General features: G+C 62.1%; 19 protein-coding genes. 16 read left to right on the forward strand and 3 right to left on the reverse strand.

The annotated features are described in order from the left end of the window. The 9 genes from H928_RS0118170 to tatC form a co-directional block, all read left to right on the forward strand. On the forward strand, positions 1 to 3,666 hold a 3,666-nt coding region (locus H928_RS0118170; RefSeq protein WP_021027781.1), incomplete at its 5' end, for a DUF11 domain-containing protein. A 110-nt stretch (positions 3,667 to 3,776) separates the two neighbouring features. Continuing rightward, complete coding sequence (gene hisI, locus H928_RS0118175) at positions 3,777 to 4,175, forward strand: phosphoribosyl-AMP cyclohydrolase (protein ID WP_192816996.1); 399 nt, start codon at positions 3,777 to 3,779, stop codon at positions 4,173 to 4,175. A gap of 61 nt (positions 4,176 to 4,236) precedes the next feature. Further along, positions 4,237 to 4,641, forward strand: coding sequence for a phosphoribosyl-ATP diphosphatase (locus tag H928_RS0118180; protein ID WP_021027783.1), 405 nt, complete (start codon positions 4,237 to 4,239; stop codon positions 4,639 to 4,641). Further along, on the forward strand, positions 4,638 to 5,027 hold the full coding sequence (locus H928_RS0118185) for a membrane protein (RefSeq protein WP_021027784.1): 390 nt from the start codon (positions 4,638 to 4,640) through the stop codon (positions 5,025 to 5,027). Before H928_RS0118180 ends, H928_RS0118185 begins: the two co-directional genes overlap by 4 nt. Then, a complete protein-coding gene (locus H928_RS0118190) occupies positions 5,020 to 6,120 on the forward strand; it encodes a patatin-like phospholipase family protein (protein WP_084635872.1) in 1,101 nt (366 codons plus the stop codon). The genes H928_RS0118185 and H928_RS0118190 overlap by 8 nt, the downstream gene beginning before the upstream one ends. Before the next feature lie 90 nt (positions 6,121 to 6,210). After that, positions 6,211 to 6,567: a histidine triad nucleotide-binding protein gene (locus H928_RS0118195; RefSeq protein ID WP_021027786.1), complete on the forward strand. Its 357-nt coding sequence runs from the start codon at positions 6,211 to 6,213 to the stop codon at positions 6,565 to 6,567. A gap of 103 nt (positions 6,568 to 6,670) precedes the next feature. After that, positions 6,671 to 6,922: a Sec-independent protein translocase subunit TatA gene (gene tatA, locus H928_RS0118200; protein ID WP_021027787.1), complete on the forward strand. Its 252-nt coding sequence runs from the start codon at positions 6,671 to 6,673 to the stop codon at positions 6,920 to 6,922. Positions 6,923 to 6,987: 65 nt separating this feature from the next. After that, the gene (tatB, locus tag H928_RS0118205; protein WP_021027788.1) at positions 6,988 to 7,509 is read left to right on the forward strand and encodes a Sec-independent protein translocase protein TatB; all 522 of its coding nucleotides are present in this window, start codon (positions 6,988 to 6,990) and stop codon (positions 7,507 to 7,509) included. 138 nt (positions 7,510 to 7,647) lie between these two features. Continuing rightward, a complete protein-coding gene (tatC, locus tag H928_RS0118210; RefSeq protein ID WP_021027789.1) occupies positions 7,648 to 8,442 on the forward strand; it encodes a twin-arginine translocase subunit TatC in 795 nt (264 codons plus the stop codon). Between the two features lie 203 nt (positions 8,443 to 8,645). On the opposite strand, the gene H928_RS0118220 is transcribed toward tatC, so the two are convergent. After that, complete coding sequence (locus tag H928_RS0118220; RefSeq protein WP_021027791.1) at positions 8,646 to 9,809, reverse strand: trypsin-like peptidase domain-containing protein; 1,164 nt, start codon at positions 9,807 to 9,809, stop codon at positions 8,646 to 8,648. Positions 9,810 to 9,920: 111 nt separating this feature from the next. Continuing rightward, the gene (locus tag H928_RS31715; RefSeq protein WP_148293218.1) at positions 9,921 to 10,253 is read right to left on the reverse strand and encodes a hypothetical protein; all 333 of its coding nucleotides are present in this window, start codon (positions 10,251 to 10,253) and stop codon (positions 9,921 to 9,923) included. Between the two features lie 137 nt (positions 10,254 to 10,390). Here H928_RS31715 and H928_RS0118230 point away from each other — a divergent pair, with 137 nt between their 5' ends. The 3 genes from H928_RS0118230 (at position 10,391) to pdxA (ending at position 13,643) form a co-directional block, all read left to right on the forward strand. After that, positions 10,391 to 11,713, forward strand: a complete 1,323-nt coding sequence (locus H928_RS0118230; RefSeq protein WP_021027793.1) for an MFS transporter — start codon at positions 10,391 to 10,393, stop codon at positions 11,711 to 11,713. Between the two features lie 101 nt (positions 11,714 to 11,814). Beyond that, positions 11,815 to 12,567, forward strand: coding sequence for a Nif3-like dinuclear metal center hexameric protein (locus H928_RS0118235; RefSeq protein ID WP_021027794.1), 753 nt, complete (start codon positions 11,815 to 11,817; stop codon positions 12,565 to 12,567). 23 nt (positions 12,568 to 12,590) lie between these two features. Continuing rightward, positions 12,591 to 13,643: a 4-hydroxythreonine-4-phosphate dehydrogenase PdxA gene (gene pdxA / locus H928_RS0118240; protein ID WP_027011096.1), complete on the forward strand. Its 1,053-nt coding sequence runs from the start codon at positions 12,591 to 12,593 to the stop codon at positions 13,641 to 13,643. 72 nt (positions 13,644 to 13,715) lie between these two features. Here pdxA and mscL read toward each other — a convergent pair whose 3' ends face one another. Beyond that, a complete protein-coding gene (gene mscL, locus H928_RS0118245) occupies positions 13,716 to 14,144 on the reverse strand; it encodes a large conductance mechanosensitive channel protein MscL (protein ID WP_021027796.1) in 429 nt (142 codons plus the stop codon). A gap of 131 nt (positions 14,145 to 14,275) precedes the next feature. Here mscL and petA point away from each other — a divergent pair, with 131 nt between their 5' ends. The 4 genes from petA to H928_RS33600 form a co-directional block, all read left to right on the forward strand. Beyond that, positions 14,276 to 14,872, forward strand: coding sequence for a ubiquinol-cytochrome c reductase iron-sulfur subunit (gene petA / locus H928_RS0118250; RefSeq protein WP_021027797.1), 597 nt, complete (start codon positions 14,276 to 14,278; stop codon positions 14,870 to 14,872). A gap of 9 nt (positions 14,873 to 14,881) precedes the next feature. Further along, complete coding sequence (locus tag H928_RS0118255) at positions 14,882 to 16,330, forward strand: cytochrome bc complex cytochrome b subunit (RefSeq protein WP_021027798.1); 1,449 nt, start codon at positions 14,882 to 14,884, stop codon at positions 16,328 to 16,330. A gap of 18 nt (positions 16,331 to 16,348) precedes the next feature. Then, positions 16,349 to 17,113 (forward strand): cytochrome c1, encoded by a 765-nt coding sequence (locus H928_RS0118260; RefSeq protein ID WP_021027799.1) that lies wholly within the window; start codon positions 16,349 to 16,351, stop codon positions 17,111 to 17,113. A gap of 123 nt (positions 17,114 to 17,236) precedes the next feature. Further along, on the forward strand, positions 17,237 to 17,572 hold a 336-nt coding region (locus H928_RS33600; protein WP_239645011.1), incomplete at its 3' end, for a glutathione S-transferase N-terminal domain-containing protein.

Consider the following 17,572-nt stretch of genomic DNA (forward strand, 5'->3'; position numbering starts at 1 on the left):
GGCACGGCAGGTAGCACCGATGTCGGCCAGACCGTGCCAGCAGGCACGACCTATACAGGTTCGGGTCAAGGCTGGGGCGCAGGTTGCACCGCAGCAGGCACGCAGTGCGCACAAACCGTGGCAGTCGGTGCAGGCCAGACCAGCACGCTGCAGTACACGGTCACCGTGGCTAGCCCAGGTACAACCGCCACCATCGTGGACACCGTCACCAGCTCGGTGGGTACCTGCACGATCTGTGTGGTGACTACCGACACACAGCATGCAGATATGCAGGCAACCGTGACGGTGACGCCAGGCACGACCAGCACGACTGGCGCGGAACTGATCTACACCAGCGTGTGCAAGAACAATGGCCCACAAAGCGCAATCAATGCATCTTGTGCGGTGACCACTCCAGCTGGTGCAGTGACGACCTGTACACCCACGACGCCAGCGGCGAGCTTGGCTTCGGGTGAGAGCATCACCTGCGTTACCAAGCTCACACCAAGTGCAGCCGGTGACTATGCCGTGAGCATAGCCACCAGCAACACCCTGTACGACGCAGCTACTGGCAACAACAGTGCAACGACCACCGTCAAGGTCAACACCCCTGCAGATCTGCATATCGTCAAGACCCTGGCGCAAGTGAACGGCGCGGCTGTGCCCGCCAACTACGCCGCCAAGATTGGCGACACGCTGACCTACGCAATGGTGATCACCAACACCGGTGGTACCGCTGGCACTACGGTCCTGACTGAAACCGTGCCAGAAGGTACCCAGTTTGTGGGTGGTAGCGCTCCTGATGTAACTCAAGGCTGGAGCCAGACAACACAAGCTTGCGGCGTGGCAGCCAGCACCTGCACGCAAAGCGTGACGGTGCCAGCGCAGAGCGCCGAAGGTGTGGCCGGTGAGCGGACCGTAGAGTTCACGGTGGAAGTGCTTGCCCCAGCGACCAGCAACGGCAAGATCACCAATACCGTGAGCAGCGACATCCCAGCTGCTTGCGCCTCTGGTACTTGCTCGGTCGAAACTGCTAACGCAGTTGCCGATCTGCAAGCGCAGATCACCAGCAGCTTGCCAAGTGCGGTGGTCGTGGGTCAAAGCGTCACCATCACTGGTTTGTGCACCAACAATGGCCCAGCCAATGCGGTCAACGCCAGCTGCGAGATGACAGTGAGCAATGGCGGCAACAACACTGCAGTGACCTGCGGTGCAAATGCGACCTTGGTAATGGGTGGCAGCATCAGCTGTACTGCCAGCTTCACCGCTGTTGAAGGTGCTATCAGCGCAAGCATCCAAGCTGCAACGCAAAGCTATGACAGTAATACGGCCAACAACACCGACACCAAGTCGACGGTGGGTAACACCGCAGCCAGCTTGGTGACCACCAATGTGTTGACCGCCGTGAACGGCAGCCCCGTGCCAGCGGGCTACCTGGCTAAGCCCGGTGATGTGCTGACCTACACCGTGACCGTGGTGAACAGCGGCGGCACGGCAGGCAGCACCGATGTGGGCCAGACCGTGCCAGCAGGTACCACTTACACCGGAACGGGTGAGAGTTGGAGTGCAGGTTGTGCTGCGGCATCCAGCACCTGCAGCCAGACGGTGGCAGTGGGCGCGGGCCAAACGAGCACCGTTACCTACACCGTCACCGTGGCTGGCCCAGGCAGCACGGCGAGCATCGTTGACACGGCTACCAGCAGTGTCGGCAGCTGCAGCAGCTGCCAGGTGACGACCGGCACGCAGCATGCAGACATGCAGGCCACCGTGACGGTGACACCGGGCACGACCAGCACCACGGGTGTGGAGCTGATCTACACCAGCATCTGCAAGAACAATGGCCCGCAAACGGCCTTGAACGCGGCTTGCCTGGTGACGGCTCCCGCTGGTGTACAAACCATCTGCGCGCCCACGACGCCAGCCGCAACGCTGGCATCGGGCGACAGCATCACCTGCACCACCAAGATCACGCCAAGTGCAGCCGGTGACTATGCCGTGAGCGTGGCCACCAGCAATGACTTGTACGATGGCGCACCGGGCAACAACACGGCGACGAGGACCGTCAAGGTCAACACGCCCGCCGAGCTGAACATCGCCAAGACCCTGGCGCAAGTCAACGGTGCGGCTGTGCCCGCCAACTACGCAGCCAAGATCGGCGACACGCTGACCTACCAACTGCGGGTGACCAACGCGGGCGGTACTGCCAGCACCCTCGTGCTGACCGAGACCGTGCCAGAAGGCACCCAGTTTGTAGGCGGCATCGCCCCTAACGAGAGCCAGGGTTGGAGCCAAGCACCGGTCTGCGAAGCAGCAGGAAGCACCTGCGAGCAAAGCGTGACGGTGCCCGCACAAAGCGCAGAAGGTGTGGCCGGTGAGCAAACTGTTCAGTTCACGGTGGAAGTGCTTGCCCCAGCGACCAGCAGCGGCAAGATCATCAATACGGTGACCAGCGATGTGCCAGCCGCTTGCGCGGCCGGTGGTTGCATGGCAGAGACGGCCAATGCGGTGGCGGACATGCAGGCGCAGATCACGACGATCCCGTCTGGCGCTGTGGTGGTGGGTCAAAGCGTGACTATCTCCGGCCAGTGCACCAACAATGGACCGGCGGAGGCCCTCAATGCCAGCTGCGTGATGACCGTGAACAATGGTGGCACAAGCATTGCCGCAATCTGCGATGCCAACGCCAACCTGGCGGTGGGGGGAAGTCTCAGCTGTACGGCGACCTTTGCTGCGGCAGAAGGTGCGATCAGCGCCAGCATGGCGGCAGCAACGCAAAGCTACGAAAGCGACACCGCCAACAACAGCGACGCCAAGGCCGTCAACGGCAATACACCTTCGGCGGTGACGGTGACCAATGTGCTGGTGAAGGTGAACGACGCGCCCGTGCCAGCGGGCTATGTGATCAAGCCCGGCGACAAGCTCACCTACCAGGTGCTGGTCAGCAACACGGGTGGCACGCCCGGCTCGACGGTGCTGACGGAGACGGTGCCTGCGGGTACCCGCTATGTCGGCACGGGCGAAGGCTGGACGGCGGGTTGCGTGGCCGCAGGCAGCACCTGCACGCAGCCAGCAACGGTGCCGGGCGGCAGCCCACAAGCGCCGGGCACGGTGGCCTTTGAATACACGGTGCGCGTGGACGACACGGTGACCAGCCCGAATGTGGTCAACACCGTGGGCAGCAGTGCAGCAGGCAGCTGCAGCGCTGCCTGCTCGGTGAGCACGCCAACGCAAGCCGCGGATATGCAGGTGAGCATGCCCGCCACCCTCGATGCCAAGGTAGGGGTGGAGTTCACGCTGACCTCGACCTGCCGCAACGCAGGCCCGGCCACGGCGACCCATGCACGTTGTGACGTCAGCGGCGCGCCTGCCGGTGCGGTCACGGTCTGCACGCCGACCCAGCCCGTGGCGGCACTGGCGGTGGGCGAGTCGATCACCTGTACCACCAAGTTCACGCCGGCCTCCACCGCTGCCATCACGATCACAACCCGTGCCAGCAGCGATGTGTATGACCCGGTGGCAGCAAACAACGAGGCCACGTCGTCTGCGCTGTTTACCAACACGCCGCCCACCGATGTCAAGCGGGTGCCCGTGAATGCCGCTTGGGCGCTGGCCTTGATGGCGCTGCTGCTGGTGCTGTTGGCAGGCAAGGCCCTGCCGCAGCGCCAGGGCCGTCGTCTCCAGGACTGAGCGTTCTGAGCGTGAGCCTCTCCGGCCCGGCTGCATGGCATGCACCGGGCCGTTTTCTTTTGCGGCTGTTTTCTCCCTGCATTGCGCACAACTGCATTGAATGCGAGACAATTCCCCGCATGAACTGGCTCGATCAAGTGAAATGGGACGCGCAGGGCCTGGTGCCCGTCATTGCGCAGGAGCAGCACTCCAAGGATGTGCTGATGTTTGCCTGGATGAACCGCGAAGCGCTGGCCCATACGGCCGAGCTGGGCCGGGCGGTGTACTTCAGCCGCTCGCGTGGCAAGCTGTGGTTCAAGGGCGAGGAGTCCGGCCATGTGCAGACCGTGCATGAGATCCGCATCGACTGCGACAACGATGTGGTGCTGCTGAGCGTGACCCAGACCGGGCATGAGCCGGGCATCGCCTGCCACACCGGTCGCCATAGCTGTTTTTACAGTGTGTTGCGGGATGGCCAGTGGCAAGCGGTCGATCCGGTCTTGAAAGACCCGGAATCGATCTACAAATAATCCCTGTCCCGGCACTGTCTTCTTTGGCAGCCCTGGGTGGCTGCTTCGCTATATTTTCGTTATGACTGATACCTCTGCTTCCGCTGCCCTGTCCTCCACCGATGCCTTGCTGCGTCTGGCCGAGGTGCTGGAGTCGCGCAAACCCGCCAATGGCGGCGATCCTGAGACCAGCTATGTGGCACGCTTGCTGCACAAGGGCCCGGATGCCTTTTTGAAGAAGGTGGGGGAAGAGGCGACCGAAGTGGTGATGGCGGCCAAGGATGTGGACCATGGCGCGCCAGCCTCCAAGCTGGTGTACGAAGTGGCCGATCTGTGGTTTCATACGATGGTGGCGCTGGCCCACTATGGCCTGAGCCCCGCCGATGTGGTGAACGAGCTGGCGCGCCGCGAGGGCTTGAGTGGCCTCGAAGAAAAAGCGATGCGCAAGGTGATAGACCGTGAAGCTGAAGAAGGGAGTTCCGCATGAACGACGTCGTTGACGTGAAGACCGTTGATTCGGCTGCGATGGAAAGCCTCAAGACCTGGGGTTGGGTGAGCTACCTGCTGCACCTGATTGTGGCCGTGGCAGCGGTGGTGCCCACCGCCCAGGCCAGCATCGTGCTGCTGTTGATTGCGCTGGTGATTGACCTGGTCAAGCGCAGCGATGCGCAGGGTACCTGGCAGCAAAGCCATTTTTCCTGGCGCATTCGCAGCGTGGTCTGGGCCGGCGTGCTGTATGTCATCACCGCGCCGCTGTGGTTCCTCTTCGTCGTTCCGGGCTGGATCGCCTGGACCCTCATTTCCGTCTGGTTCCTCTATCGCATCGTGCGCGGCATGGTGGCGATGAACAAAGACCAGGCCATCAATGGCTAGCCACACACCAGCACCCGAGACGCCGGAGCCAGCAGCCCCCGCTGAGGCTGAAGCGCCCAAGCGGGTGCCCCGCTCCAAGGGGGTGGACGAGAACACGCCGCCCATCAGCCTGGCCTTGCAGGGCGGGGGCTCGCATGGCGCCTTTACCTGGGGCGTGCTCGATGCCTTGCTGGCTGACCGCAGCCTGTGGATAGAAGGTGTGAGCGGCACCAGCGCCGGGGCGATGAACGCCGTGGTGATGGCCTATGGCTACGGCAAGGCAGCAGCCACCGAAACCGACAAGCGCAAAGCCCATGATGCGGGCTGCGAATCGGCCCGCGAGAGCCTCAAGCAGTTCTGGGAAGGGGTGGGCACGATGGGCAGCCTGATGGCGGGTGTGCCGATGGCCGGCAAGGCCATCTGGGACATGATGAGCCAGTGGCTCTCGCCCTACCAGACCAACCCGCTCGACATCAACCCCTTGCGCCGCCTGCTGGAAAAGGTGGTGGACTTTGACTTTCTCCAGCATGAGCAGGGCCGCAATGCGCCCCGGGTATTTGTCTGCGCCACCAATGTGCGCACCGGCAAGGGGGAAGTCTTCAGCGGCAAGCGGCTGACGGCCGACGCGGTGATGGCCTCAGCCTGCCTGCCGATGATGTACAAGGCCGTCGAGATCAAGGACCAGTACTACTGGGATGGCGGCTACTCCGGCAACCCCTTGCTCTACCCGCTGATCTACCAGACGGGCAACAGCGATGTGCTGCTGGTGCAGCTCAACCCCATTGAATACAACGAGGTGCCGACCAATGCCCAGGAGATCATGGACCGCATCAACGAGATCACCTTCAACGCCAGCTTGCTGGCCGAGCTGCGCGCCATGGGCTTTGTGCGCCGCCTGCTCGATGAAGGCAAGCTGGACCGGGAGCGCTACAAGTACATGCTGATGCACCATGTCGATGGAGGTGCCGTGCTCAAGAGCTATGGCGCATCGAGCAAGAACCGCTCGGATGCGCCTTTTGTGCGCGAGCTGTGCGAGCGGGGCCGTGTCTCCGGCGAGAACTGGCTCACCAAGCACCGGGCGGATGTTGGTGTGCGATCTGGTTTCAAGGTGTAATCTACTGCCTGTTGGCACAGTTGCTGCTTGTGCCGGTTACTGCGGGTTGCCAGCGACGGCGGCACCCTTGTTTTGAGAGATAAGAAGTTTATGCACGATCCTGATTGCCTTTTTTGCAAAATCATTGCCGGCCAGATCCCGTCGAGCAAGGTCTATGAAGACGAGGATATGCTGGTGTTCAAGGACATCCACCCAGCCGCGCCCGTGCATCTGCTGATGGTGCCCAAGCTGCATATTGCCTCGATGGCACAGGTCGGCGCCGAACAGGCTCCGTTGCTGGGCCGCATGCTCATCAAGGCGCCGCAACTGGCGCTGGATAACGGCTGCCATCCCTATCCGCAAGGGGGTTTCCGGCTGACGGTCAACACCGGCGAAGAGGGCGGCCAGGAGGTGCACCATCTGCACATCCACCTGCTGGGCGGCCCCCGGCCCTGGAAAAAGGGCTGAGCCCTGCGCAGGCCACGGGCTGAAGCCCTGGCCGCGTGACAGTATTACGAAACCGGTAGATGCCCAAGGCGTCTAAAATGCGCATATTCGCTAGGAGAATTTCATGGGTTCCTTTTCTGTTTGGCATTGGCTGATTGTTCTGCTCATCGTGGTGCTGGTATTTGGTACCAAGAAGCTCAAGAACATCGGCACCGATCTGGGTGGTGCCGTCAAGGGCTTCAAGGATGGCATCAAGGACGGCGGCGAATCCGCCTCGCCCGCTGCATCCACGACGACCACGGCACAGCAAGTGGGTCAGTCGCCTGCGGCTGACAAGAACACCACCATCGACGTCGAAGCCAAGAACAAGGGCTGATGTGCGCATGACAGGGGCTGCGGGCAAGCCGCAGCAACCGCTTGTGTGCATTCGATGGGGTTGGAATGTTTGATCTCGGTATCTCCAAGATGGCCTTGATCGGTGCGGTGGCACTGATCGTCATTGGCCCTGAAAAACTGCCGCGCGTTGCGCGCACGGTAGGCACATTGCTGGGCAAGGCGCAGCGCTATGTCAACGACGTCAAGTCCGAGGTCAACCGATCGATGGAGCTCGACGAGCTGCGCAAGATGAAGGAGAACGTCGAGTCGGCCGCGCGTGATGTGGAAAGCACCATCCGCACCAACTCCGCAGACTTCGAGAAAAACCTCAACGACCAGGCCAATGGAACGGCTTCATCGGGCAGCGACGACAGCTTCTACACCGCCGATCCCTATGCCGAGAGCTATGACGGCGGCTCGGCATCGGCGGTGGCTCCGGTCTACCACCACCCTCGCAAGAACTGGCGCGTGAGGCGTGGCGCCACACCCCAGTGGTACAAGCACCAGGCGGGTGTGCGCACCCATGTGCAATCGGGTGCAGCGCGCGTGGCACGTTTTCGGCCCAAGAAGCCATCGTCTGGCCTGTGATGGCGCCCGCAACGCAGCCCGCTCCCAGAGCCGCGCGTTGGCATGTTTTCTCACTGGTACTTCCATCGGCCCGGGGCGCTGCAGCCTGCGCTAACGCGCTGCGCTCCCGTGAGGCCTTGATCCGCAACAGATATCCCCATGTCCGAAATCCCTTCTAAAGAAGACGAGCTGGCCGGCACCGAGCAGCCCTTTGTGCAGCACCTGATGGAACTGCGCGATAGGCTGCTCTACAGCATTGGTGGCGTGCTCGTGGCCCTGGCTTTGTTGGCCTTCTGGCCTGGCCCCGATGGGCTGATGAACTTCATCGCGCATCCGATCAAGATGCACATGCCGCCCGATGCCAAGCTGATTGCCGTGGGCGTGTTCTCGCCTTTCATCGTGCCGCTGAAGGTGCTGGGTATGGCGGCCATTTTGCTGGCCTTGCCCTGGATCATGTACCAGCTCTGGGCCTTTGTGGCCCCGGGCCTCTACATGCATGAGCGCAAGTTTGCGCTGCCGTTGATCTTCTTTGGCAGCTTGCTGGCCTATGCCGGCATTGCCTTTGTGCAGCTGTTTGTGCTCGATCGCATGTTTGGCTTTATCCAGCATTTCACGCCGTCGAGCGTGGCGGCCACGCCCGATATTGCCTCCTATGTCGAAGCCATTTTGTCGCTCTACCTGGCCTTTGGCCTGGCCTTCCAGGTCCCCATTGTGGTGATCCTGCTGGTGCGGCTGGGCATCGTCGAGATCGCCAAGCTCAAGTCGTTCCGGGGTTACTTCATTGTGCTGTCCTTTGTCATCGCGGCGGTGGTGACCCCTCCCGATGTGCTCTCGCAGATTTCGCTGGCCGTGCCCATGTGCATTCTGTATGAGGTCGGTATCCTGGGCGCTACCTGGTTCTCGCGCAACCAGCCCAAGAAGGAAGAAGAAGCGGACACGGACGCAGCGGCCTGACCGGCTACCTGCCCACCAGATACGCCAAAGCCCCGTGCTGACCTGAGGTCAGCCGGGGCTTTGCTGTTGGTGGGGCAGGGCCAGCACCTGGGGTGGGGCTGGTGCGGTGTAGTTGCAGGGATCAGGCTCGACGGCACCGATCCACATCCCTTTGATTCACGCGCAAAGGCGAGGGCGCTGCCAACGCCGCTCGCCCCCAGGGTTTAACGCCGGCCTTGGGGCATCGCGCGGTTGTTGACCGGGCGGGTGCCGGGGGTGATCGGCAGGGTCAGGCTCTGGTCGCCCCGGCGCAGCTGCACTTCGGACGTGGTGCCGGGTACGAGAGCCGCCACGGCAGTCAGCAGGCTTTGCACATGGTGCACCTGCATGTCGCCGATCTGGGTGATCACATCGCCCGGGCGGATGCCGGCATTGGCAGCTGGCCCGCTTTGCAGCACGCCGGTGATGATCACACCACTGTCGGCCTTGACGCCAAAGGTTTCGGCCAACTCGGGCGTCAGGTCATTGGGCTCGACGCCGATCCAGCCACGCGTCACCTTGCCGTCGCGCACAATGCTGTCGAGCACATTCTTGGCCAGGGCCACGGGGATCGCAAAGCCAATGCCCATGCTGCCGCCCGAGCGCGAATAGATGGCCGTGTTGATGCCCACCAGGTTGCCGTTGACATCGACCAGCGCACCGCCCGAGTTGCCGGGATTGATGGCCGCGTCGGTCTGGATGAAGTTCTCGAAGGTGTTGATGCCCAGCTCGCTGCGGCCCAGCGCGCTGATGATGCCGCTGGTGACCGTCTGTCCCACGCCAAAGGGGTTGCCAATGGCCAGCACCTGGTCACCCACCTCGGCCGAGTCGGAGTTGCCCAGCACGATGACGGGCAGCTTGTCCAGGCTGATCTTGAGGATGGCCAGGTCGGTTTCCGGATCGGTGCCAATGACCGTGCCCTTGGCTTTGCGGCCATCGGTCAGGGTCACCTCGATGTCGTCGGCCGCTTCCACCACATGGTTGTTGGTGAGCACATAGCCGTCGGGGCTGACGATCACGCCGCTGCCCAGGCCCGCCTGGTTTTGCACGCCCTGGTCGCCAAAGAAGAACTGGAACCAGGGATCATTGGCGCGCGGATGGCGCACGGCCGTGCTGGTATTGATGCTGACCACCGCCGGCGAGGCCTTTTTGGCCGCAGGGCTGAAGCTGCTGGTGGCCACACTGGCGCGGTTGGCCTCGCTTTGCGGCGCCTCGATCAACGCAATGCCGGCATTGCTGCGTACGGCATTGTTGCGCTGCAGCCAGCCGGGCTGCAAGGTGGCGACGATAAAGTACAGGGCCAGCAAGACAGTGACCGATTGCGCGAAAAGGAGCCAGAGGCGTTTCATAAAACCTGGGGTTGGGTGTGGGGTGGCCGCGTCTGGCTAACAGCCCTGAGCGGCGCAGAACATTGCCATTGATTATGGCACCGGGCTTGGTGGCAAGGCTCTGCCAAGGCGCTAGCTGCTGTGCAGACCATGCATGGGTTCGCGCTCGATTCGGGCCAGAGGGCTCTGCGCATTCTGGTGCATAACGCTGTCATCTGCGATGTATTCCATCGTCTTTTGCGATGTCATGGGGGTGACATCGTTCTCGAAACGGTACCAATCTGTTCGATTTTCTGCGAAGTCCTCCAAAATAAGTTGCTTGCGGAACAATATCAGGCTGAACATCGCCGCCGGCTGTGGTGGCATGCCCCAGTGGCGGGCGATACTTTTCGTGACACCGGCAGAGCCCAAAGGGTAAGTACCTAGAATGGTTCCCCAACCTTTTGACTGCGCTCTTTTGCTCATCGTGGTTCCCTGCGAACGGGTCCATCTCTCCTCTCGCTGGCCCTGACTCCCGCCATCCCGGGTCTCGCCGAACCCCTTGATATGCGCCCATAACGCGCTGCGCTTTGCGCTGTCCTGCTCTGGAATGTAGAGGACACATGACTTCGCTGACTGCTGACCAAGGTGGGGCCCAAGCCGCCTCGCCTGCCAACCGGCCTTTGAACCGGAACGATTACAAGACCCTGGGCCTGTCGGCCTTGGGCGGCACCCTGGAGTTTTATGACTTTGTGGTGTTTGTATTTTTTGCCAATGTACTGGGCTCGCTGTTCTTCCCGGCGTCGATGCCCGACTGGATGCGCCAGCTGCAGACGCTGGGCATCTTTGCGGCCGGCTACTTGGCACGCCCCATTGGCGGCATCCTGATTGCCCACTTTGGCGATATCTTGGGCCGCAAGCAGATGTTCACCCTGTCGGTGTTTCTGATGGCGGTGCCCACCTTGGTGATCGGCCTGCTGCCCACCTATGAGACCATCGGTCTGGCCGCTCCCATCTTGCTGCTGGCCATGCGCGTGCTGCAGGGCGCAGCGATTGGCGGCGAAATGCCCGGCGCCTGGGTGTTTGTCGCGGAACACGCACCTGCCAAGCGCTACGGCTTTGCCATTGGCTCGCTGACCTCGGGTATTACCGGCGGTATTTTCCTGGGCTCGATCATTGGCGTCTGGCTCAACAGCGTCTACAGCGCGGCCGAGATCCACGACTGGGCCTGGCGCATTCCCTTCATTCTGGGCGGCGTGTTTGGCCTGGTGTCGGTGTACCTGCGCAAGTTCCTGCATGAGACCCCCATCTTCCAGGAGATGCAGGCCCGCAAGCAGGTCGACCGCGAACTGCCGCTCAAGACCATCCTGCGCGACCACCGCGAAGCCAGCGTGGTCGTGGCACTGATGACCTGGATCCTGTCCACCGCCGTCGTCGTGGTGATTCTGTTCACGCCGTCCTACCTGCAAAAGGTGTTCCATATCGCGCCTGCGGTGGCCCTCAAGGCCAATGCGGTGGCGACCGTGACCTTGACCATCGGCTGCGTGTTCTGGGGCTGGCTGTCCGACCAATGGGGCACGCGTGCCGCCATGGTGCTGGGCTGGGGCGGTATGGCCGTGACCGCTTATCTGTTCTATCTGAACCTGCCAGGCACCGAGATCTCGCTGGTCTGGACCTATGCGCTGGTGGGCTTCTTTGTTGGTGCGATCTCGCTGCTGCCCGTCGTCGGTGTGCGCGCCTTCCCGCCTGAAGTGCGCTTCACGGGCCTGTCCTTCTCCTACAACATGGCCTATGCGGTGTTCGGTGGTTTGACGCCGATGCTGGTGTCCGTCTGGCAACAGGCCGATGTGATGGCGCCTGCGCACTACGTGGCCGCGATGGGCGTGCTCGGCGTCGCGATGGGCTTTTGGCCGCTCGCCGTCAAGGGCTGGGTTGCCAAGAAGTAAATCGGCATCAGACTGATGGCCCCGCAACTCGCTGCATGCCTGGCATCAGCGGGTTTTTTGATTCTGGGGTGGCGCGCCGCACAGGTCTGAGACAATCGGGCATGACTACGACCCGCCAAGACATGCTGCAGGCCTTTGATGCGCTGCTGCAGCCCACCCGCTTCAAAGACTACGGCCCCAATGGTTTGCAGGTGGAGGGCAAGGCGGAGATCCGCAAGCTGGTCAGTGGGGTGACGGCATCGCGGGCGCTGATCGAGGCGGCCATTGCCGAGCAGGCCGATGCCATCTTTGTGCACCATGGGCTGTTCTGGCGCGGCTACGACGGCCGCATCACCGGCTGGATGAAGCAGCGCATCGAGCTGCTGATCAAGCACGACATCAATTTGTTCGCCTACCACCTGCCGCTGGATGCACACCCGGAGCTGGGCAATAACGCCCAACTGGGTGCGCTGCTGGGCTGGCAGGCCGATGCCCGCTTTGGCGATCAGGAGCTGGGCTTTATCGGCAGCCTCGATGCGGCGGCGCCGGCGCAAGTCGCTGCACACATCCAACAGACCCTGGGCCGCTCCGTCACCCTGGTGACGGGCGACACGCCGCGCCCCATCCGCCGCATGGCCTGGTGCACTGGGGGCGCACAAGGTTTCTTCGAGGCCGCGATGGCGGCCGGCGCTGATGGCTTTTTGACCGGTGAAATATCCGAACCCCAGGCCCACCTGGCGCGCGAGACCGGCGTGAGCTTTTTTGCAGCCGGCCACCATGCCACCGAGCGCTATGGCGCACCCGCCGCTGCGGCCGCCGTGGCCCAGCAACTGGGTGTGGCGCACCGCTTTATCGATATCGACAACCCCGCCTGAGGCGTTCTCCAGAGGACCTGCCTGTGCACTCCGCTCCCTTGCTCGCCATCACCCAGGGCGACCCTGCCGGCATTGGCCCGGAAATCGTGGCCAAGGCCTTTCGCGATGCGCCTGCGCAAATGCAGGGCTGCTTTGTCGTGGGCGAGCTGCAGACCATGCGCCGCGCAGCGCAGCTGTTGCAGGGCCCAGGCCGCTGCGCGCTGCCGGTGGCCGAGATTGTTGAACCGCAAGAGGCTTTGCAGGTGCCGCCGCGCTGCATCCCGGTGCTATCGCTGCCGGGCTTGCCCGGGCCATTGCCCTTTGGCCAGGTGCAGGCCGAGGCCGGGCGTGCTGCTGCCGAATGCGTGCGCTGGGCTGCGCGCCAGGCCTTGCGAGGCCGGATTGCCGGGCTGGTGACGGCGCCACTGAACAAGGAGGCGCTGCACCTGGCAGGGCTGGCCTTCCCCGGCCATACCGAATTGCTGCAGGCTGAAGCGGCCGAGCATGCCGGGCTGCCACTGGCACAGATGCCCGTGCGCATGATGCTGGCCAATGAGGCGTTGCGCACCGTGCTGGTGAGCATCCATGTATCGCTGCGCGATGCCATTGAGGCGGTGACCCAGGCGCAGGTGCTGGAGACCATCCGCATCACGCACGAGGCCTTGCTGCGTGCTCTGGGGCGGCCACCCCGGATTGCGGTGGCAGGGCTCAACCCCCATGCCGGGGAGGCCGGGTTGATGGGCCGCGAGGAGCTCGAGCACATTGCGCCTGCGGTGGCCGCTGCCCAGGCGCTGGGCATGCAGGTGATCGGGCCGGAGCCGCCCGATACCGTGTTCATGCGGGCCCGCCACAGCGCCGGGCACCCGGGCGCCTTTGATGTGGTGGTCGCCATGTACCACGACCAGGGCCTGATCCCCGTGAAGTACCTGGGGCTGGACGAGGGCGTCAACGTGACCCTGGGCCTGCCGCTGGTGCGCACCAGCCCGGACCACGGCACCGCCTTTGATATTGCCGGCCAGGGCCTGGCCGATGCGGCCAGCCTGATCGCGGCGGTGCAGATGGCGCGCCGTTTGGCAGCGGGGCAAGCGCAGGCATAAAAAAGCAGCCTCGAGAGGCTGCCGGGTAGCGGTGCAAAAGAAGCAGAATTTCTGCTTCTTTGTTGCAAAAAATCAACGCTTTTGCTGCAGGCTGTCGCGGATTTCACGCAGCAGCACCACGTCTTCCGGGGTGGCAGCGGGCGCTGGAGGGGGCGTGTCGCGCTTGAGGCGGTTGATCTGTTTGACCATCATGAAAATAATGAAAGCCAGAATCGCGAAGTTCACCGCGACGGTGATGAAGTTGCCATAAGCAAACACCGGGATGCCCGCTTTTTTCAGCGCGTCGAGTGTGCGCGGCACGCCATCGGGAATGGTTCCCAGCACCACGAAGAGATTGGAGAAGTCCAGCTTGCCAAAGACCAAACCGACGATGGGCATGATCAGGTCATTGACGACCGAATCGACGATCTTGCCAAAAGCGGCGCCGATGATCACACCAACGGCCAGATCCATCACATTGCCCTTGACCGCAAACTCGCGGAATTCCTTCATGAAGCTCATGCGCTGCTCCTGTCAAATAAACATGACGCCTAGTATCGCTCAGCTTCAAGGGTTTCGGCGCATTGCATGATGGGCAAGACACTTCATACAATCCGCAAAAACCGAGATATAAGCGTTGACCAAGGAGCCCCATGAGTGATTCTTCCATCGACTCCAGTAAAAGGACGTGGCTGATAGCGTCGGGATGCGCAGGTGCTGTCGGAGGAGTCGCCACTGCGGTCCCCTTTGTCAGCTCCTTCCAGCCGTCAGAAAAGGCTAAGGCCGCCGGCGCTGCCGTTGAAGTGGATATCTCGGAGCTCAAGCCCGGCGAGAAAATCACCGCCGAATGGCGCGGCAAGCCGATCTGGATCCTGCGCCGCACGCCCGAGCAGATTGCCGAGCTGCCCCAGCTCGATGGCCAGTTGGCCGATCCCAAATCGGAGCGCACGGCCTACCCGACTCCGGACTACGCCAAGAACGAAACCCGCTCCATCAAGCCCGAGGTGTTGGTGGTGATCGGCATCTGCACCCACCTGGGCTGCTCGCCCACCGACAAGCTCCAGCCCGGCCCCCAGCCTTCGCTGCCCGATGACTGGAAGGGCGGCTTTCTCTGCCCCTGCCACGGCTCGACCTTTGACCTGGCCGGGCGCGTGTTCAAGAACAAGCCCGCGCCCGACAACCTCGAAGTGCCAGCGCACCAGTATCTGAGCGATACCAAGCTGCTGATTGGCGAAGATAAAAAAGCATAAGGAAGCGCCATGGCACACGAATTCAAGGAGATATCGCCGAACGCCACCTTGGGCGCCAAGGCCGGCAACTGGCTGGAGAACCGCTTTCCCACGGCATTTGAGGCCTACCGGGTCCATATGTCGGAGTACTACGCACCGAAGAACTTCAACTTCTGGTACATCTTTGGCTCGCTGGCGCTTTTGGTGCTGGTGATCCAGATCGTCACGGGCATCTTCTTGGTGATGCACTACAAGCCCGATGCCGAAAAAGCCTTCGCCTCGGTCGAGTACATCATGCGCGATGTGCCCTGGGGCTGGCTGATCCGGACCATGCATTCCACCGGCGCCTCGGCCTTCTTTGTCGTGGTCTACCTGCATATGTTCCGCGGCCTCCTGTATGGCAGCTACCGCAAGCCGCGTGAGCTGGTCTGGGTCTTTGGCTGCGCGATCTTCCTGTGCCTGATGGCCGAGGCCTTCATGGGCTACCTGCTGCCCTGGGGCCAGATGTCGTACTGGGGCGCGCAGGTGATCGTCAACCTGTTCTCGGCCATTCCCTTTATCGGCCCGGACCTGGCGCTGCTGATCCGGGGCGACTATGTGGTGGGCGATGCAACCCTGAACCGTTTCTTCAGCTTCCATGTGATTGCCGTGCCGCTGGTGCTGCTGGGCCTGGTTGCTGCGCATTTGTTGGCCTTGCATGATGTGGGCTCCAACAACCCCGATGGCATCGAGATCAAGGGCCCGAATGCGCCCAAGGATGCGCAGGGCCGGCCGCTCGATGGCGTGCCTTTCCACCCGTACTACACGGTGCATGACCTGTTTGGTGTGGCGGTGTTCCTGTTCATCTTCTCGGCCATCGTGTTCTTTGCGCCGGAGATGGGTGGCTACTTCCTCGAATACAACAACTTCATCCCGGCCGACCCGCTCAAGACGCCCAACCATATCGCCCCTGTCTGGTATTTCACGCCGTTCTATTCGATGCTGCGTGCCATCACCAGTGAGATGATGGTCGCTTTGTCGGTGATCCTGGTCGCAGCCGTGGCCTATGTTTGCATCAAGACCCGCATGGCCGCCATCCTCAAGGGCTTGCTGGTGCTGGTGGCGCTGGTGGTGCTGGCGCTGTTTGGTGCCTTTGCCTTCACCGGTATTGCAGCGCTGGGCGGTATTGACGCCAAGTTCTGGGGGGTGGTGGTGATGGGCCTGGCAGTGATCATCCTGTTCTTCCTGCCTTGGCTGGACCACAGCCCGGTGCGCTCCATCCGCTACCGCCCGCACTGGCACAAGTATGTGTATGCGGTGTTTGTCGTGAACTTCGTGGTGCTCGCCTATCTGGGGGTGCAGCCGCCATCGCCGATTGGCGAAAAGGTCTCCCAGGTGGGTACCTTGTTCTACTTTGGCTTTTTTCTGCTGATGCCGTGGTGGAGCCGCAAAGGCACACCCAAGCCGGTGCCTGAGCGTGTCACCTTCCATGCGCACTGAACCAGAAAGCATCCCACGATGAAAAAAATCATTCTCTCCGCATGCCTGGGTCTGGGTGTGCTTTTAGGGGCCGGTGCTGTGCAGGCGGCCGAAGGCGGCGTGGCCTGGGACAAGTTCAAGCCCGACACCACCAACACCACTTCCTTGCAAAACGGCGCCAAGCTGTTTGTGAACTACTGCCTCAGCTGCCACTCGGCCGCCTTCATGCGTTACAACCGTCTGCAGGATATTGGCCTCACCGAGCAGCAGATCAAGGACAACCTGCTGTTCACCACCGACAAGGTGGGTGAGGCGATGAAGGCGGCCATCGATCCGAAGCAGGCCAAGGAGTGGTTTGGCGCCAACCCGCCAGATCTGACCTTGGTCGCGCGCTCACGCGCGAGCCACCAGGGCACCGGTGCCGACTACCTCTACACCTTCCTGCGCGGCTTCTACAAGGACGACACCAAGGCCACCGGCTGGAACAACATGGCCTTCCCCTCGGTGGGCATGCCCCATGTGCTGTGGGAACTGCAAGGCGTGCGCGTGCCGGTCTACCAAGAAGTAGAGGAGCATGGACACAAAACCCAGGTGTTCACCGGCTGGCAGCAGGTCACGCCGGGCAAGATGAGCTCCACTGATTTCGATAAGAGTGTGGGTGATTTGGTGAACTATCTACAATGGATGGGTGATCCCAGCCAGAACACCCGCATGCGCGTCGGCGTCGGGGTGCTGATATTTTTGCTGGGACTCATCTTCATCACCTGGCGCCTGAATGCGGCGTTCTGGAAAGACGTGAAGTAAACGTATTTGCGTGCAGCCGGTTCAGTCCCTGTGAGCAGGGCTTGAATTGGGGTAGCCGATTTGTGTAGAGTGGGCGGCATTGACTGCAGTCCACTCTTTTTTGATTTTGAGGAGCCTCTCACCATGATGGTGCTTTATTCGGGAACGACCTGCCCTTTCTCCCACCGCTGCCGCTTTGTGCTGTTTGAAAAGGGGATGGATTTTGAAATCCGTGATGTGGACCTGTTCAACAAGCCCGAAGACATCAGTGTGATGAACCCCTATGGCCAGGTGCCTATCCTGGTCGAGCGCGACCTGATCCTGTACGAGTCGAACATCATCAACGAGTACATCGACGAGCGCTTTCCCCACCCACAGCTGATGCCCGGCGACCCCGTCGAGCGCGCCCGTGTGCGCCTGTTCCTGCTGAACTTCGAAAAAGAGCTGTTCACGCACGTGCACACCTTGGAAGAGCGTGCC

Origin of the sequence: Comamonas sp. B-9 (assembly GCF_000410635.1) — a bacterium.
Classification (GTDB): Bacteria; Pseudomonadota; Gammaproteobacteria; order Burkholderiales; family Burkholderiaceae_C; genus Comamonas.

Coding starts and splice junctions, on each gene's coding strand:
- tatC (WP_021027789.1), top strand. CDS start 7,648: ATGTCCGAAATCCCTTCTAAAGAAGACGAGCTGGCCGGCACCGAGCAG.
- mscL (WP_021027796.1), bottom strand. CDS start 14,144: ATGAGCTTCATGAAGGAATTCCGCGAGTTTGCGGTCAAGGGCAATGTG.
- H928_RS0118255 (WP_021027798.1), top strand. CDS start 14,882: ATGGCACACGAATTCAAGGAGATATCGCCGAACGCCACCTTGGGCGCC.
- tatA (WP_021027787.1), top strand. CDS start 6,671: ATGGGTTCCTTTTCTGTTTGGCATTGGCTGATTGTTCTGCTCATCGTG.
- petA (WP_021027797.1), top strand. CDS start 14,276: ATGAGTGATTCTTCCATCGACTCCAGTAAAAGGACGTGGCTGATAGCG.
- H928_RS0118195 (WP_021027786.1), top strand. CDS start 6,211: ATGCACGATCCTGATTGCCTTTTTTGCAAAATCATTGCCGGCCAGATC.
- H928_RS0118180 (WP_021027783.1), top strand. CDS start 4,237: ATGACTGATACCTCTGCTTCCGCTGCCCTGTCCTCCACCGATGCCTTG.
- H928_RS0118220 (WP_021027791.1), bottom strand. CDS start 9,809: ATGAAACGCCTCTGGCTCCTTTTCGCGCAATCGGTCACTGTCTTGCTG.
- H928_RS0118230 (WP_021027793.1), top strand. CDS start 10,391: ATGACTTCGCTGACTGCTGACCAAGGTGGGGCCCAAGCCGCCTCGCCT.
- H928_RS0118185 (WP_021027784.1), top strand. CDS start 4,638: ATGAACGACGTCGTTGACGTGAAGACCGTTGATTCGGCTGCGATGGAA.
- tatB (WP_021027788.1), top strand. CDS start 6,988: ATGTTTGATCTCGGTATCTCCAAGATGGCCTTGATCGGTGCGGTGGCA.
- H928_RS0118190 (WP_084635872.1), top strand. CDS start 5,020: ATGGCTAGCCACACACCAGCACCCGAGACGCCGGAGCCAGCAGCCCCC.
- H928_RS31715 (WP_148293218.1), bottom strand. CDS start 10,253: ATGAGCAAAAGAGCGCAGTCAAAAGGTTGGGGAACCATTCTAGGTACT.
- H928_RS0118235 (WP_021027794.1), top strand. CDS start 11,815: ATGACTACGACCCGCCAAGACATGCTGCAGGCCTTTGATGCGCTGCTG.
- H928_RS0118260 (WP_021027799.1), top strand. CDS start 16,349: ATGAAAAAAATCATTCTCTCCGCATGCCTGGGTCTGGGTGTGCTTTTA.